Source organism: Paenibacillus sp. J31P316, from assembly GCF_056269105.1.
In genome coordinates this window covers 49,935-66,512 of sequence record NZ_JBWDNI010000024.1, presented here as the reverse complement: position 1 = coordinate 66,512, position 16,578 = coordinate 49,935, and the positions used below count along the sequence as shown (strand labels likewise).

Annotated in this window: 20 protein-coding genes; 19 read left to right on the top strand and 1 reads right to left on the bottom strand. The window is 48.7% G+C overall.

Features of this window, described 5'->3' with window-relative positions; all coding sequences use genetic code 11:
* The 17 genes from AC0YNU_RS31475 to fliT form a co-directional block, all read left to right on the top strand.
* Window positions 1–189: pentapeptide repeat-containing protein (locus tag AC0YNU_RS31475; protein ID WP_475763749.1), on the top strand; the 189-nt coding region annotated here is incomplete at its 5' end.
* Entirely contained in the window at window positions 113–1,213 is a 1,101-nt protein-coding gene (locus AC0YNU_RS31470; protein ID WP_475763747.1) for a helicase-related protein, read from the top strand. The genes AC0YNU_RS31475 and AC0YNU_RS31470, both read left to right, overlap by 77 nt.
* Before the next feature lie 59 nt (window positions 1,214–1,272).
* The gene (locus tag AC0YNU_RS31465) at window positions 1,273–2,067 is read left to right on the top strand and encodes a ComF family protein (protein ID WP_475763743.1); all 795 of its coding nucleotides are present in this window, start codon (window positions 1,273–1,275) and stop codon (window positions 2,065–2,067) included.
* Window positions 2,068–2,240: 173 nt separating this feature from the next.
* A complete protein-coding gene (locus AC0YNU_RS31460; RefSeq protein WP_475763741.1) occupies window positions 2,241–2,657 on the top strand; it encodes a TIGR03826 family flagellar region protein in 417 nt (138 codons plus the stop codon).
* Between the two features lie 155 nt (window positions 2,658–2,812).
* On the top strand, window positions 2,813–3,091 hold the full coding sequence (flgM, locus tag AC0YNU_RS31455; protein ID WP_475763739.1) for a flagellar biosynthesis anti-sigma factor FlgM: 279 nt from the start codon (window positions 2,813–2,815) through the stop codon (window positions 3,089–3,091).
* Window positions 3,092–3,101: 10 nt separating this feature from the next.
* A complete protein-coding gene (locus AC0YNU_RS31450; protein WP_475763737.1) occupies window positions 3,102–3,602 on the top strand; it encodes a flagellar protein FlgN in 501 nt (166 codons plus the stop codon).
* A gap of 18 nt (window positions 3,603–3,620) precedes the next feature.
* Complete coding sequence (gene flgK, locus AC0YNU_RS31445) at window positions 3,621–5,153, top strand: flagellar hook-associated protein FlgK (RefSeq protein WP_475763735.1); 1,533 nt, start codon at window positions 3,621–3,623, stop codon at window positions 5,151–5,153.
* Window positions 5,154–5,171: 18 nt separating this feature from the next.
* A complete protein-coding gene (flgL, locus tag AC0YNU_RS31440; protein ID WP_475763733.1) occupies window positions 5,172–6,080 on the top strand; it encodes a flagellar hook-associated protein FlgL in 909 nt (302 codons plus the stop codon).
* Window position 6,081: 1 nt separating this feature from the next.
* Complete coding sequence (locus AC0YNU_RS31435) at window positions 6,082–6,660, top strand: DUF6470 family protein (protein ID WP_475763731.1); 579 nt, start codon at window positions 6,082–6,084, stop codon at window positions 6,658–6,660.
* Window positions 6,661–6,765: 105 nt separating this feature from the next.
* Window positions 6,766–7,221, top strand: coding sequence for a flagellar assembly protein FliW (fliW, locus tag AC0YNU_RS31430; RefSeq protein ID WP_475763729.1), 456 nt, complete (start codon window positions 6,766–6,768; stop codon window positions 7,219–7,221).
* Entirely contained in the window at window positions 7,215–7,463 is a 249-nt protein-coding gene (gene csrA, locus AC0YNU_RS31425) for a carbon storage regulator CsrA (RefSeq protein ID WP_475763727.1), read from the top strand. The genes fliW and csrA overlap by 7 nt, the downstream gene beginning before the upstream one ends.
* A gap of 120 nt (window positions 7,464–7,583) precedes the next feature.
* Window positions 7,584–8,360 (top strand): flagellin N-terminal helical domain-containing protein, encoded by a 777-nt coding sequence (locus AC0YNU_RS31420; RefSeq protein WP_475763725.1) that lies wholly within the window; start codon window positions 7,584–7,586, stop codon window positions 8,358–8,360.
* A gap of 84 nt (window positions 8,361–8,444) precedes the next feature.
* Window positions 8,445–9,515, top strand: coding sequence for a glycosyltransferase (locus tag AC0YNU_RS31415; protein ID WP_475763723.1), 1,071 nt, complete (start codon window positions 8,445–8,447; stop codon window positions 9,513–9,515).
* 74 nt (window positions 9,516–9,589) lie between these two features.
* The gene (locus tag AC0YNU_RS31410; protein ID WP_475763721.1) at window positions 9,590–9,988 is read left to right on the top strand and encodes a flagellar protein FlaG; all 399 of its coding nucleotides are present in this window, start codon (window positions 9,590–9,592) and stop codon (window positions 9,986–9,988) included.
* Between the two features lie 16 nt (window positions 9,989–10,004).
* The gene (gene fliD / locus AC0YNU_RS31405; RefSeq protein ID WP_475763719.1) at window positions 10,005–11,504 is read left to right on the top strand and encodes a flagellar filament capping protein FliD; all 1,500 of its coding nucleotides are present in this window, start codon (window positions 10,005–10,007) and stop codon (window positions 11,502–11,504) included.
* Between the two features lie 23 nt (window positions 11,505–11,527).
* Window positions 11,528–11,905, top strand: a complete 378-nt coding sequence (fliS, locus tag AC0YNU_RS31400; protein WP_475763717.1) for a flagellar export chaperone FliS — start codon at window positions 11,528–11,530, stop codon at window positions 11,903–11,905.
* A 9-nt stretch (window positions 11,906–11,914) separates the two neighbouring features.
* Complete coding sequence (gene fliT, locus AC0YNU_RS31395; protein WP_475763715.1) at window positions 11,915–12,244, top strand: flagellar protein FliT; 330 nt, start codon at window positions 11,915–11,917, stop codon at window positions 12,242–12,244.
* Window positions 12,245–12,353: 109 nt separating this feature from the next.
* Here fliT and AC0YNU_RS31390 read toward each other — a convergent pair whose 3' ends face one another.
* The gene (locus AC0YNU_RS31390; protein ID WP_475763713.1) at window positions 12,354–14,291 is read right to left on the bottom strand and encodes a tetratricopeptide repeat-containing glycosyltransferase family 2 protein; all 1,938 of its coding nucleotides are present in this window, start codon (window positions 14,289–14,291) and stop codon (window positions 12,354–12,356) included.
* 292 nt (window positions 14,292–14,583) lie between these two features.
* Here AC0YNU_RS31390 and rfbG point away from each other — a divergent pair, with 292 nt between their 5' ends.
* Both rfbG and AC0YNU_RS31380 read left to right on the top strand, forming a co-directional pair.
* Entirely contained in the window at window positions 14,584–15,645 is a 1,062-nt protein-coding gene (gene rfbG / locus AC0YNU_RS31385) for a CDP-glucose 4,6-dehydratase (protein ID WP_475763711.1), read from the top strand.
* A gap of 13 nt (window positions 15,646–15,658) precedes the next feature.
* Window positions 15,659–16,576, top strand: coding sequence for an NAD-dependent epimerase/dehydratase family protein (locus AC0YNU_RS31380; RefSeq protein WP_475763709.1), 918 nt, complete (start codon window positions 15,659–15,661; stop codon window positions 16,574–16,576).
* The last annotated feature ends 2 nt before the right edge of the window (window positions 16,577–16,578 follow it).

Genomic DNA, 16,578 nt, shown 5'->3' with positions numbered 1-16,578 from the left:
AGCCGCTTCCGGCGCAGCCGCTTCCGGCGCAGCCGCTTCCGGCGCAGCCGCTTCCGGCGCAGCCGCTTCCGGCGCAGCCGCTTCCGGCGCAGCCGCTTCCGGCGCAGCCGCCCTGGCCCGCTGGCACCTCAGCCCCGCCCAAACCGCAGCAACCGCCGCGGCGCTGGCTTACATCAATGCTCCACCTAAACTCAGCAAGCCATCAGTCCGCCGCAGGTTCCTCCTATGGGCCGTTACCGGCGCGGGCAAGACCGAAATGATCTTCCCGCTCATCGAATCATGCCTCGCCCGCGGCGGCCGGGCGTTGATTGCCACGCCGAGAAGGGACGTCGTGCTGGAGTTGGATCCGCGCATTCGCCAAGCATTCCCGGAAGCGGGTGTCGTTACCCTCTATGGCGGAAGCGAACAGCGCTGGGAGCAGGGAGAAATTACGCTCGCGACGACGCATCAGCTTTTTCGTTTTCGCGAAGGATTCGACCTTGTCGTCGTAGACGAGATTGATGCTTTTCCTTACCACGGCGATCCCATGCTTCATTTTGCCGCGGAGAATGCGCGCTCGCCAAGCGGTGTCCATGTCTTGCTGTCCGCGACACCGCCGGCGGTTCTGCGGATGGAAGCCCGGCTTGGCCGGCTTGCGCATGTGCGCGTTCCAGTCCGCTTCCACCGCCATCCGCTGCCCGTGCCGACTTTGCTCCGTATTCCGCCCGTGCACAAGCTGCTCAAGCAGCATAGTCTTCCGCGCAGTCTGGTTGCAGTGTTGCGCCAGTCCCTGGACCGCGGCGCGCAGCTCTTCGTATTTGTGCAGCACATCCGTAACGTCGAGCCGCTTGCGGCTATGCTGAGAAAAAGGTTCCCTGGAATTGCGATAGGAGGGACGTCCTCGCAAGACCCCAGCCGCGCCGATAAAGTGCGTCAATTCCGCGAACGCGCCATTCGCCTGCTGGTCACCACGACCATTCTTGAAAGGGGCGTCACCGTTCCGAAGAGCGACGTGTTCATTCTCGACGCCGACGGCAAGCTGTTCGATGAGGCATCGCTAATTCAAATGGCCGGCCGGGCCGGTAGGTCCAAGGACGATCCTGAGGGAAGGGCTTATTTCTGTGCTTCGGCCCGTACTCGCGCCCAACAATCGGCGATCGCCCAAATTCGGGCCATGAACCGGATGGCCAAACGCAAAGGCTATTTGATCGTCAAGAACAAGGAAAGAAGATGATAACGGCCATGCCTTCACACGACAACTTAATATGGCGTGCATTTCGACGAGCAGTTCCGATGCTCAATTCTTTGCTCGCTTCCGGCGGTGCGTCCTGCCTCATTTGCGGCGGCCGCCGTGATGCCAGGATGAAAGGCAGTTTTGCCTCGTTGTGCCAAGCCTGTTATCAAAGCATACCGTGGATTGTCCGCGTTCAATGTGCAGTCTGTGGTCGTCCAGAGTATTGTCCCGACTGCGTCCGGCGCACGCAAGCCGCCATTGTAGCCAATCGCTCGGCTGTACGCTACGATGCCGTCATTCGGGAATGGCTGGCATCGTACAAATATCGTGGCCATGAAGCGCTCGAGCCTTTGCTCGGCGAAATGCTCACAACCGCATATCGCGGACTGCAAGCCGAATATGCCCGTATAGCTCCAGACGCTGCGCCGCTGCGTTTCGACGCCGTCATCCCCGTGCCAGTCAGTGAGCAGAGGCTTCTCGAGCGGGGCTTCAACCAAGCAGAGCGGCTTGCCGCACATTTGGCGGTCACGGAACAATTGCAGCTCTACGACGTATTGCGGCGCACGCGCCACAGCAGTAAGCAGAGTATCAAATCACGCGGCGATCGACTGCGCGATACGCGGAATTTATTCACAACCGACGAACTTGAATGGGTGCGTCTGCTGCGTCAAGCAGAAGGTTGCCCATCTTTCAACTTCTCTCCGACGGGCCATTGCCGCCTGCTTCTCATAGACGATATCTACACGACCGGAAGCACGGTCCATGCATGCGCCGAAGCGCTCGCGGCAGCCATGGAGCAGTCGCCGTTAGGCGCGAAGCTCGAAATCTATTGCTTAACCTTGGCGCGTTCTTAGCGGTTTACAGGCCGTTCGACCGAAATTCTCTCAAGCTTTTTGCCCAGCCGTGAGACATGACAGCAATCATATGCCTCCCTTCCTTATGCATGTCCAAAAAAATAAGGTGAATTTTGTCACCTATTGCGTTAATATGAAGTCACAATTCGCTACCTGGAAGGGAGCATAGACCGATGAATCTCGATAACTGCCCGCGCTGCGGGAAATTGTTCGCCAAGAACTTCCGGGACGTTTGTCCGGCTTGCATCAAATCGATCGATAATGAATATACGCTGTGTTCGGACTACCTCCGCAAGCAAAAAGGCGCCAACATTACCGAGCTTTCCGAAGCGACGGACGTAAGCATCAAGCAAATTACGAAGTTTATCAAAGAAGGCCGGATTTCGCTTATCGGCGCTCCGAACCTCATGTATCCGTGCGAAATGTGCGGTACGCTGATTCGCGAGCACAACCAGTGCGAGAGCTGCAGGGCGAAGCTGCTGCATGAAGTGAATAAAGTGCGGCCGGACATCGCCGCCAAGGAAACCGATGAGAAAGCGCCGACATCTGCCGCGTCCGTTTATCGTATCATGGACCGAAAGCGGCACTAGCGCGGTATGAGGTCGTCCTGCCCGGCGAAGGGAATCCTAGCGATTCTCTTCCCGGGCTTTTTTCTTTGACAATGATTGACTATAAATAAATCCATGAAACTGCCGATAATAATAGTAATGGCGAATCGGTTTTTTGAATTGTTGGAGGTGTTAACGTGAAGATCAATCAAACACAGCGGATCGGTGCCGTGAATCCCTATCAGAAGCAAAGTGATCAGCAAACCGCGGGCTTGAGCCGCAAGCGCAAAACGGACGAGGTACAGATTTCCGCCGAAGCGCAGGAACTGTTGTCCGACAGCCGCGTCAACGACCCGGAACGGGCAAAGCGCATCGACGATCTTAAGGCTTCCGTCAGCTCCGGAACCTATCATGTGGAATCCGGCCGAATCGCGGAGAAGCTGCTGCCGTATTTTAAAAATTCTAAACAAGAATAGGTGAGTTTTCGTGAACGTCGATACCATTATCGCCACGCTGGAGCAGCAAGCAGGCATCTATGACCAATTGCTTGCCCTGGCGAAAGAGAAAACCCCTTATCTCGTTCATAATCAGGTAGACTCGCTGAATGGCGTCATTGCGAAGGAACGGAAGCTGCTGAAGACAGCCGAAGAGCTGGAGCAGCAGCGAATGAGACTCTCCGGTCAATATTTCTCGGGGATCGGCATGCTTCGTTATAAGGGCGGCAAAATCAGCGAGATGATTCGTACGGTGACTTCTTCCCAGGATAAAGCGCACTTGACTCAACTTCATGCAGAGCTTACGAGAACGCTGGACGAGCTTAAGCATGTCACCGTGCTGAATCAACAGCTTATCGAGCACTCGTTGAAGTTTATCGACTACTCGATTGATTTATTGACCGAGGATCCATCGAATGATTATACCTATCAGCATCCGCAGAGCAATGCGTACGGTAAATCCTCACATGCACGATATGACCAGAGAAGATGATTGAGGGAGGCTGCCTTAATGGCATCGACATTTCATAGCATCGAGACGGCAAAGCGCAGCTTGTTTGCGACGCGCAGCGGACTAGGCACGCTCGGCCATAACATTGCGAATGCCAACACGGAAGGGTACTCGCGACAAAGAGTCGATTTGCAAGCAAGCAGGCCGATTGAAGCCTTCGGCATGTCGCACTCGACCGCCGCAGGTCAGATCGGCACGGGCGTGGAAGCCGTCGCGATCAATCGCATCCGCAGCTCCTTTCTTGACGTGCAGTACCGCGACGAGAACAAATACGTCGGCAATTGGGAAGTCCGTTCCGATACGCTGAGCAAGCTCGAGGCGGTAGTGAACGAACCATCCGATACGGGTATCCGCACGGTGCTGGATCGCTTCTGGACGGCATGGTCCGATCTCAGCAAGGATCCCGAGAATACGACTAACCGCGAAATCGTCAAGCAGACCTCGCTTGCGCTCGTCGATTCGTTTAACCAGACCAGCAAGCAACTGCAAAGCATCAGCGACGATTTGACAGGCTCGATCGATACGAAGGTACAGCAGGCGAATGTCCTTCTTCATTCCATCGGGGACTTGAACGCTCAGATCAAGCGCATCGAGTCGCTCGGCGACAGCGCCAACGATCTGAGGGACCAACGCGATCTCTATTCGGATCAGCTTTCCAAGATGATGAACGTCAACGTGTCCGAATCCACGGACGGATATAACATATCTATGGGCGGCACGCCGCTCGTTCAAGGAACGCAGGTGACGGATCTCACTGCTGCCTCGGTGGAAGGCGCCTATTCGTCCGGCGATCTGAATAACGGCGAGTTTTACGGCTTGATTACCTCACGCGACGTATACGTGAAGGGCTACCAGGATCAACTGGACACCATCGCCAAGACGCTCGCCGAAGGCGAAATACAAGTGACCATACCCAAGGGCGCCATGTACAACGGCGTGACGCTTACCAATGATCAGGTCGTGACCGTAAACGGTATCAACGGCTTGCACAAGCTTGGCTTTACGAACGAAGCCGGCGCCACGCGAGGCGATGATTTCTTCACCTTCGACAGTACTTCCGGCGCTACAGGAATCACGGCTGGCAGCATTCGCTTGAATCCGGCGATCGTGACGGACAGCAACAAGATCGCGGTATCGATGCGCACGGAAACAGGCGCGTCCGGCGTATCGGTCGTGAAGGGAAACAACACGCTGGCGCTGCTGATTTCCCAGCTGAAGGACGGAAAATTCTCGTTCGATGAAACGGCAACCGGGGGTCCTATTACCAGTACAACAATGGGAACGTTTTATAATTCCATGGTCGGAGCTATCGGTATTCAAGCTCAGGAAGCCAATCGGCAGTACGAGAATTCGACGACGATGATGACGCAGGCAGAGAGCAGTCGTCAATCGGTAAGCGGCGTCTCGCTGGACGAAGAGATGTCGAACATGATCGTTTTCCAGAACGCTTACAACGCCGCGGCAAGGTTCATGACCGTTATTGACGAGACATTGGATAAATTAATCAACGGCACCGGAACGGTTGGCCGGTAAGACTAGGAGGCAAATGAAATGTCGATGCGCGTGACCCAAAATATGACGAGCTCAAGACTGATTCAGAACTTGAACGCGAATATGCGCAAAATGGCAATCCAACAGGATCAAATCTCGACGGGGCGCAAAATTAATAAACCGTCCGACGATCCTGTAGGGCTGACATATGGCCTGCGCTACCGCTCCGATCTGACAGCTAATGATCAATACCAGGACAATGTCGCTTCTTCGCTGTCATGGCTTGATTACTATGACTCGCAGCTTGATCAAGCTACGCAGGTGCTGCAACGCGTGAACGACCTTGCCGTGCAAGCAGGTACGGGAACGAATACGCCGGAGTCTTTGGAAGCGATCAATAAAGAAATTACCGAATTGAAGAAGCAAATGTCGGATATCGGCAACAGCAGCTTCAACGGCAAATACGTGTTCAGCGGACAAATGTTCGATCAGCCGCCGTTCCCCGATGGCACGGATCCTAAGACAGTAACGGCGGACAATGGTGGAGTTACTTATGAAATCGGCCAAGGTATTACGATGGACGTCAACCTGACGGCCAACCAAGTGTTCGGGGCTGCTGACGCCGCAGGCACGACCGATAACGTATTCTCTATCTTCGATCGTTTGTCGTCCGCCCTGCAGTCCAGTAATTACGGGGCGGTATCGTCCGAGATTGCTAATGTAAAATCGCGGATGAACCAAATCATCTCCGCACGCTCCGAGAACGGCGCGAAGACCAACCGGGCAGAACTGATGCAAAACCGGATGGAACAGATGGAAGTCGACCTGACCTCGCTGCAGTCCAAAACGGAAGATGCGGACATGGATCAGCTTTATATCGACTCCTCGGTGAGCCAGAATATTTATCAGGCCTCGTTGTCCGTAGGGTCCAAGATCATTACTCCTTCTCTCGTGAACTTCCTGAATTAAGATGAGACTGCCGCAGCTGCAAATCACGAGCCAGCGCGCCGTGCTGGGGATTCAGACGGAATGGGGCACGAGGACGATCCATTCGGCGCGAGCCGAAGTGCAGGTCAGCACGAATCGGCCGCCAATCGAGATTCAGTCTTATCGTCCGGTCATGAGCATCGACCAGAGCGCGACTTGGGACGCCATTATTGGCCCCAAGCCGGAGCAACTGGCCCAGCGGCTTGTTTCGCAGACGACGAGTTATGTTCAACAACATATTCAGTCCGTGAATGCAAAGTGGAGGAATATTGGGGATTTGGCTCACAACAAAGAGAATCCGATTCCGAATCTGGCGTACGCCGAGATTACAAGGGAGCGGCCCGCTCTGCCGGTCTATGGTTCGCCCTCCAGGATGAATACCCGGGTCCAGTTCGACGTTCGAAAGCCAGATATCGAGACAAAGCCGTGGAAGGTTCATATCGACGTGCAGCCTCACCAAGAACCGGACATACAATTTACGCCGGGGAAGGTCCGCTATACGATGGAACAATACCCGAAGGTGACGGTTACGCCGCCGCCGATCGTCGATTTGATGGTATAATAGAGACTATGATATCTCATGGAAGCTATAGCATCGTGCATGCTATAGCTTTTTAGCTTTTCCTAATTTAAATGGCTATGGCTATGAAGACGAGGTGCTGACACGATGATTATTCAAACAAGCCGCTTTGGGCAGCTGGAGATCGAAGACAATGAAATTATTCAGTTTCCACAAGGGATTCCCGGATTTCCAGAATACAAGCCCTATACGCTCATTTCAGTAGAGGACAGCCCGTTTTATTTCCTTCAGTCGGTGGAGGAAGGAAGCTTGTCGTTCGTGCTGGTTTCGCCTTTCGAGTTCTTCCCCGCATACGAGTTTGAACTGAGCGCGGATGCGCAGCATGAGCTGGGTCACCCTGCCCGGGAAGATGTACGCGTGCTTAATATCGTAACGGTGAAAGACGACATCGAAGAAGCGACGGTAAATCTCGCGGCCCCGATCGTTTGGAACGGTGCCACGCGAGCGGGCACTCAAGTCATTCTGCAAGATGCATCGTATCGCACGAAGCATCTGCTGTTTCAATCCAAGGCCTGCGCGGAAGAGGAGGAGACTCCATGCTAGTGCTCAGCCGCAAGAAAGGCGAAACGATCATGATCGGCAACGATATCGAGCTGACGGTTCTCGAGGTCACGCCCGATGGCGTCAAGTTGGGCATCGCCGCGCCGAAGGAGGTCGGCATCCTGCGCAAGGAGCTGTTCGCGGCGACCGCGACTACGAATAAGGATGCGCTCAATTCGCTTGATGCCCTTCAAAGCCTGCAGTTGCGATACAAGGAAATTAAAAATAAAAAAACTAGCAAATAGTACTAAATAATTAGGCTTTCCTGCCGATATAAATATCAGAGTTGATTAAGGGCGGCCGACCTTTCTTCAACTTTACCGCAAGGATGCGGGCTATTATTTATCTCAGGGAGGAACTTACTCATGATTATCAATCACAACATCAGTGCGCTTAACACGCACCGCAACATGGGGCTGAACACGACGGCTGCTTCCAAAAACATGGAGAAACTCTCCTCCGGTCTTCGCATCAACCGCGCTGCCGACGACGCTGCAGGTCTTTCGATCTCCGAAAACATGCGCGGTCAAATCCGTGGTCTTGAGCAAGCTCAACGCAACACGCAAGACGGAATTTCGTTCGTACAAACGGCTGAGGGCGCTTTGAACGAAGTATCCGCAATGCTTAGCCGTATGAAAGAACTGACTGTTCAAGGCATGAACGGTACGTACCAATCGGCTGACATCACAAACATTACGACTGAGATGAATGCTCTGTCTTCCCAAATCACGAACATTGTTACGAACACAACTTTCAATGGCATCACTATTACTGCCGGTGCAGACATCGTAACGGATGACAAAGGAACGATCATTAATATCGGTTCGGTTACGGTTGGATCTTTCTCGGGCGTTTCTTACTCGGCTGACTCCGCGGGCCTGACTGCTGTTAACGACGCTATTTCGGCTGTTGCTTCGGAACGTGGTAAACTAGGTGCGGTTCAAAACCGTCTTGAGTACACGTCCAACAACTTAGGTACCACTACCGAGAACCTGACTGCTTCCGAATCCCGTATCCGCGATACCGATATGGCTAAGGAAATGGTCAACCTGACGAAAAACAACATTTTGCTGCAAGCTTCGCAATCGATGCTGGCACAAGCAAACTCTGCGCCGCAAGGCGTACTGTCGTTGCTCCGTTAATCGACGCTTCAATAACAGAAGAACAGGAGGCCTTAGATTTCTATCTAAGGCCTTTTTTTAATTTAACGACAAGGTGGTCTATGGATGAATAGCAGCTTGGCTCTCGTTATGATTGTGCGGAATGAAGAAACTAATTTACCGCGTTGTTTGGAAAGCGCTGCTCCGTTCGTCGATGAAATCGTAATTGTAGATACGGGATCGACGGATCAAACAAAGCAGATTGCAAGGCAGTTTGGCGCATGCGTCTACGATTACATTTGGCAAGACGATTTTGCGGACGCTCGTAATTATGCGTTGGATCAATCCTTGTCGACGTGGAACTTGGTGCTGGATGCGGATGAATATATTACGGTGTTTGATAAACGGGCAGCGGTTCAACGTCTGAATGAACAGCCCTGCTTAGGACGTATTGAAATCGTTAGCTTGACATCGGAGCAAGGTGAAGACAGTAAAGCTCGTGGCTATATTACGAGATTGCTGCCTGCTCACGTTCGATTTAAGGGGCGTATCCATGAACAAGCACAGTCGGATTTAGTTCGGCTTAATATGCCGATTACCGTACTTCATGATGGCTATTTAAACCGAAACAAGTCGAAACGAAATATACCACTGCTACTGGCGGAAGAGGCTGTCGATCCGGATAACAGTTATATTCATTTTCAGTTAGGCAGGGAGTACCAGGGCATTGCAGAACCAGATCGGGCATGCCATTATTTTAAACGTTCCCTAGAAGGGCTTAGCGGACAAGAAAGATACGCGCCTAATGTGGCGGTTCATTATATATACGCATTAAAGGAGTCCAAACAATATACGACGGCGCTTACTCTGATTCAGAAAGAATATAGTTGGTTGCAATTTTTTCCGGATTATCATTTTGCATGCGGTGTGTTCTATTTGGATTTGGTCATGAGTGATCCCGGTCAGTATGTAGGCTTATTGCCGCTAATCGAAGCGTGTTATAACAAATGCACCGCAATCGGCGAAACCAATCAATATGATACGGTTGCAGGTACAGGTTCGTATCTGGCCTTATACAACTTAGCTATTTACTACGAAATATCCGGACGAAAGAAGGAAGCAATTCGCTGTCTGAGACAAGCAGTTGAGCTGGGATATGAGAAGGCGAAGACAAGGTTGACAACACTGAATGTTTGACTAATGAAATACTAAATAATAACCAGAATATACCGATAAATAAATTAAGGATATTTATCGGGGGGGCATGTGCGATGACGATTAGTTTATCTTCGGTTACATCAGGTAAGGCGATTTCTGCTGAGTTGCTTGCAAGTTCACAGGGGGCTGAAAAGAGCGCTCAGTCAAACGATCAAGGATTGTCCTCCTTGGTCAATACGACGGAGAGCATGCAATTGGCAGAGATGCGAGGAGCGAAGGTATCAGTCGGAGAAGAGCAAAAAATCAAGATGCTCAATAAGGCCATTAAAGCGATGGAAGGTCCTAGAACCGCGCTTCATCTCTCCGTGCATAAGGAAACAAACACCATCATGATTAAAGTGATGGATAAGGACACGGGTGAATTGATTCGCGAGGTGCCGCCAGAGAAAACGTTAGATGTCGCCGCCAAAATGATGGAGATTGCAGGAATATTAGTAGATCATAAGGTTTGATTAGGAGGGAAAATGCATGACAATGCGTATCGGCGGTCTAGCATCGGGAATGGATATCGATTCGATGGTCAAGACCTTGATGAAAGCAGAGCAAGCAAAGAAGGATAAGCTGGTCAAGCAGCAAACCTCATTGCAATGGAAACAAGAGGCATACCGAGATGTCGCGACTTCGCTTGTCGATTTCCGTAATAACAAACTAAGCAGCTATAACTTGAATTCCGTTCTAACGTCCAAGAAGGCCGAGGTAACCGGGAATACGACAGCGGTATCCATAACTTCGACGAACAGCTCATTTAACGGAAACCTATCGGTAACGGTTGGTACGCTAGCGCAAGCGGCTACTACCGTATACGATACGAAAATTGCGCCCACGATTCCACCTACCACTGACATGGATGCAAAATTAGGTGCTGTGCTTGGCTCGGGGGGGGCAGTAACTTTAACCATTAACGGTAAAGTTATTGCTGGTATTGATAAGGATAGCAAGATGAGCGATGTCCTTGCTGCGATCAATTCGGATAAAGACGCGAACGCGACTGCTATGTATGCGAACGGGCAACTTTCCATATCGAATAAAAGCACGGGAGACCTGTCTGCCGCTAAGAATGCGACACTCCTTGTAAATGGAGCAGCTCCAGCAGTTGGTGCCACGCACATCATACAAGCCGGCACGAACGCAAGCTACACCGTGAACGGGCTGACAATGACGTCTTCTACAAATAACGTGACTGTTAACGGTGTCAGCATGCAATTAAAAGCAACAACGGGAGGAACAGCTTCCGTAATCACCTCCTCCGTCGACGTGGATAAAATCGTAGGAGCAATCAAGTCGTTCATTACCGACTATAACGCCATATTGGATCAAGTGAACGGCAAACTTAATGAGGCTGTTTATCGCAATTATCAACCACTAACGCAAGATGAAGAAGACGCGATGAGTGACAAGCAAGTGGAGTTGTGGGAAGGCAAAGCGAAGAGCGGCCTTTTACGCCAGGATTCGACGATGTCATCTTTGATCAGCAGCATGAGAACAATGATGGTGACTCAATACGATAATGGAGCAGGAACACAAAGCAGCCTTCAATCGCTAGGCATTACAACAGGTCAATGGAGCGATTACGGAAAACTAGTCATTGCCGATGAAGATCAGTTGCGTAAGCAAATTACAGCAGATCCTGAAGGCGTGGCGAAACTGTTTACAGCTTCTGGCGCCAACCCGTTGGATCCTTCCAGTAAGGATTCGGGTATATTCACGAAAATTAGCGCAACTGTTATGAACTCACTTCAATTGATGTCCTCGAAGGCGGGGACCTCTGCCTACAGTACGGATAAGAATGGCACTTTTATTGCCAATTCCATGCTGAGTGAGCAATTGCGCACGATTACGAAGCAAATCTCAGATCAGGATGACTATTTGAAACGCAAAGAAGATCAGTATTATAAGCAATTCTCGGCAATGGAAACAGCAATTAATAAATACAGTTCACAATCCTCGGCATTTTCAAGTTACTCTTAAGTAAGTAAGGAGGATACAGCAGGATGCTTTCACCCCAACAGAAATATCAGCAGTTGTCGGCTCAAACGGCAACACCGATTCAGCTTGTTTTGATGCTATACGATGGAGCCATTCGGTTTGCTAAGCAAGGGATGGAAGGTATTGAGCAATCGAAATATGAGGTTGCTAATAACTCTCTATGTAAAGCAGAAGCTATTATTCATGAATTAATGGGTGCGTTGAATTTCAGTTATCCGATTTCGCACGATTTAGCCAAAATCTATGAGTATGTATTGCATAATTTAATTCAAGCTAATATCCAAAAGAATGCCTCATTCGTAGTTGAGGTTATTACTCAACTGCAGGAACTGCGTGATGCTTGGAGACAAATCTCTAAATCCGCAGTTGCTGTCGGCAATTAGGTGCCGAGTATGAGCCAATCCAAGTTATTGAAGCTATACCAAGAAACCGTGGCCGTGGCAGATGCGCTTGCTGATGAAGGGCCTGATCGTCTCGTACAATTGGTTGAGCTGCGGGAAGTTGTGCTAGATGAACTGCAGGCAAGCAAAGACGTAGATGAGAACGAGCGGATCATCATCCGCGAAATTATGAAGTATGACAATCGTATAATGAAGCGGATGCAGGAACTGAAGAATGAAGCCTCCGATCAAATTAATAAGTTTCAGTATTCCAAGATGCAGAAGCGGGTATATGAAGCCGATTCCTTTGAAGGCGGCTCCTTCTTCGACAAACGAAAATAAGCTGCCTATGCAGCGCACAAATACCCTTGGCAAATATCGGTGCATACCGATATGCTGCCAGGGGTATTTTCGTCTATGATCTGCACGAAAGCAAATGCTGTGACCTTGGTTAGAGTATACGAGCAAACGCAGGGATTCTTTGGTAAAAAGAAAATTTATCGCCATACTTACGGATGAATTTCTGTTTTGTAGTTGCATCTAAACAATGCTGTAAGTAGAGCGTGTAGAAGCGAAGTTCGTCCGGACGCTTCTCGATAGCTTGCAGTAGAAAATCCAAACCGTCATCGATATAGTTGTGGGCAAGATGGTAATAAGCAAGGTTTTCCAAGCTGGCAGCATCTAGAGCTTCATTCTTCAGTAGTAAGGAATAATAGTTCATCGCTAATTCATATTGCTTCTCGGAATATAGAAAGTTGGCTATCGCATTTGTTATTTCCGTATTGTAATAGGTGTTAACGAGCCGATCATATAAGTCGAAATACTGGTAAAGATAGCATTTAGTCAATAGTTGATAGATATGAAACGTGTTTGTAACGGGTTCTCCTTCGATGATTCCTGCCAACAATTGATAACTATCAAATAAAATATGGTCTCCTGCAACAGATAAACGAATGAGATAGTTCTTACCCCAGACCAAAGAAGCAAGCGTTAGGGCAATGAGTGTATCGAAATCGAAGTGTGTATCCTTCAAACGAATGCTGCATTCATCGAATTTTGCCTCATTATTGTCAAGCAACGCATAGATCAATAAATCAATTGGATTTAGTTCCGATGCAACATCTGATAGTTGATCATATGCTTGCGAGGCTATCTCCTTCTTGCCGACAGCAAGCGCAGACTTAAACAAATACAACTGGTATTTCCTGGATTCGCCTTCGTTGAAGCTTTCTACCAGCCTATAGATATCAAGAGCGGATTGCGTGGGTGAAAGCAGAGTCCACAATTTAGTCATCGATCGGAAGTCATACGGATTTTGTATTAACAATTTGGATAGATAATAAATCGATTTTTCGGTATCGAATTCTATGGAAGCGATCTCGAATAGTACTCGAAGCGGGAAAGTCGACGCATAATCTGGACTGTCCAACCAAAACACATGAGTCTTTTCTGCAAGCTTTTCAGACGTTTGAAGGGCGGCAAGATACTCTTTCTTAGCTTCATCATACAAACCAAGATGGTAATAGATCGATCCCTTTAGCGAATAATATTCAGGATAATTATTCCATGGGAATAGCTTGGTTTCGACTAATTTCCAAGCGTCATAATTTCGGTTGAGCTCCATATAGGCCTTTGTTAAAGATACGGCGCATCGAGGATACCAAGGCAGATTGCTGTTTCGTTCGCCTTTTTTGAGCCCGCGTTCATAATAATATACGGCTCGTGGCAAATCTCGTCTGACGCCCATTTCATTCCCGATCGTAAAATAATCGTAAGCGGAGAATCCTTGTTTCTTTTTCATTTCGGAAATTATGTTTCCATTGCGGTTAAGCTTGTCCTTCGCGGTAACGGTGTCTTTCAGATAGCCTGTATGAAATAAAGAGCCAGGAGCTAAATAAAATTCAAGGGTAGTACCGTCAAGACAATGGAGTTGTTCATGGATTGGGCGCGTGTAGCAGATATTGAAGTTGTTGGGGAAGAGCCGAGGTACCTCCGCTGTCGTCTTGGTGTTACTTGTCAATTCGGAGTCGCCAAGAAAGTTAACAACGCTTATGACATAAGCGTATCCTTCTCGAGCGGGTGTTCTTTCTAAAAAGTCACGAAACTTTTGAGCTTCGTCAGGCGGGAAATATTCATCGGCATCAATAATGAAGACCCACTGGGAGGTTGCTCGTCGAATGCCTTCGTTTCGGGCAGCGGAGAAGTCATTGATCCAATCGAAATCGTAGATGAGATCCGTATAATTCGAAGCGATTTCTCTTGTTCTGTCTGTCGAGCCGGTATCGATAATAATAATTTCATCGACATGGTCTTTGATGCTGGAGAGGCATCGTTCGATTACGTTCTCTTCGTTTTTCACAATCATGCATGCTGAAATTAATTTGCTCATAATCAGGTCCACCTTATACAGAGGGTATATGTATATATTCGACATAAAGATTTGAGTTATTAATATGTTGGGCAGCCAATGGGAATGGAAACCGTTATGGCTCAAATTTAGAATCCGTATCTATCAACTCGAAATCCGATGGCGGTTGCTGTTCGATGAGAACAGGCAGTACTCGAAGTCTTATTTTACCAGTATTAATGCCGGTTGGTATATTCATATTACCATAATCTTTTAGGCGGAATATCCGATATAGTAATATAAGCTCACATAATCAAGAAGGTGCTGATAGATAATGGGTTTGCTAGATTTTTATAAAGGGAAAAAGGTTTTGATTACAGGGCATACGGGATTTAAAGGATCCTGGATGACGAAGGTACTTACCTTGAGCGGGGCACAGGTTATCGGTTATGCCTTAACACCTCCAACCGAGCCTAGTTTGTTTACATTGTCGTGCATGGAAAAAGAGATAACTTCTATAACGGGAGACATCCGTGAGTTAAAGAAATTACAGGATTGTTTCGATGCTTATCAGCCGGAAATCGTGATTCATATGGCAGCGCAGCCGTTAGTGAGAGAATCATATAAGTATCCGGTTGATACCTATGCAGTTAATGTCATGGGGACTGTTAATTTATTGGAGTCCGTTCGCGGTTGCGAAAGTGTGAAATCCGTTATTAACGTCACAACAGATAAAGTCTACCAGAATAAAGAGTGGGCTTGGGGTTATCGTGAACACGATGCGTTAAATGGCTTTGATCCTTACTCCAATTCCAAATCGTGCGCTGAATTGGTTACCTCTAGTTATAAAAATTCGTTTTTTTCTTCCGGGCAACGAAATTGTGCGATTTCAACCTGCAGAGCAGGCAATGTGATTGGTGGGGGCGATTTTGCAATAGATCGGATTATTCCCGATTGCGTGCGAGCTGTTTTGGCAAATCGCGAAGTCGTTATACGTAATCCATTCTCTACCCGCCCTTATCAGCATGTGCTTGAACCGGTATTTGCTTATCTTCAATTGGCGATGTCGCAGTTAGAAGATTCAAAGTATGCGGGTTCATATAATATCGGACCGGATGATGAAGATTGTGTTTCCACAGGTATGCTAGTGGATTCGTTCTGCCGAATTTGGGGAGAATCAGCTTCCTGGAAAAGCCTGTCCGAAGAGGGGGCGCCTCATGAAGCGCATTTTTTGAAGCTTGATTGTTCAGAGTTTAAAACCACGCTAGGTTGGAAGCCAAGGTGGCACATCGAAGATGCTTTAAAGGAAACAGTCGAGTGGAGTAAAGCCTATCGAAATGGCGAGAGCATTAACGAAATCATGAATAAGCAAATTTTAGCTTATTCAGGGGAATAAAGGAGCGGTCACCTTGAAAAAAGCTTTGGTAACTGGTGCGAACGGGTTCTTGGGTGCAGCCCTCATAAAAGAATTACTACAGCACAATGTATCGGTTATTGCTGTGGGCCGTGAAGGAAGAGACGACAACATTCCGAAACACGAGAACTTGCGTTTTGTTTCTTGTGATCTAAGCCGGATTTGTGAACTGAAAGATCAGATTTTGGATAAGGACATCGACGTCTTCTATCACTTGGCTTGGGCAGGCAGTGCAGGGCCAGCGCGTGCTGACACAGCCCTGCAGTTGCAAAATGCACAATGGACCGTGGATAGTGTTCGAGTAGCAAAGGAAATGGGCTGTACACGATTCGTAGGTGCGGGAAGTATTATGGAGAAAGAAACGACAACGGTTGCGTTTTCCCAAGGAAGTAAACCTGGAATGGGCTACATTTATGGCGGGGGGAAGTTAATTGCCCATTGCATGAGTAAGTCTGTCGCAACGCAGCTTGCGATCGATCATCTATGGGCGATTATAACCAACGCATACGGAGAGGGGGAACTATCCCCGCGATTTATTAATAGTACGCTCCGCAATATCATGAATGACAAGCCTTTGCAGTTTACGGCTGGAACACAGAACTATGATTTTGTTCACGTTGTGGATGTAGCCAAAGCATTTTATCTAATTGGAATTAATGGAAAAACCAACCGTGAATACGTGATTGGAAGCTCTAATGCACGTCCGTTGAGAGAGTTTATACTCGAAATTAAAAGTCAACTTGCTCCAGAAAAAGAGTTTCAATTTGGAGATGTTCCTTTTACCGGTATTAATCTTCCGTTGGAAGCGTTCGATTGTTCAGCAACAGAGTCGGATACAGGGTTTCGTTCCGAACTTTCATTTTCCGAAGGTATGGTTAGAACAATGACATGGATTCAAAGAGAGGATCAATAATC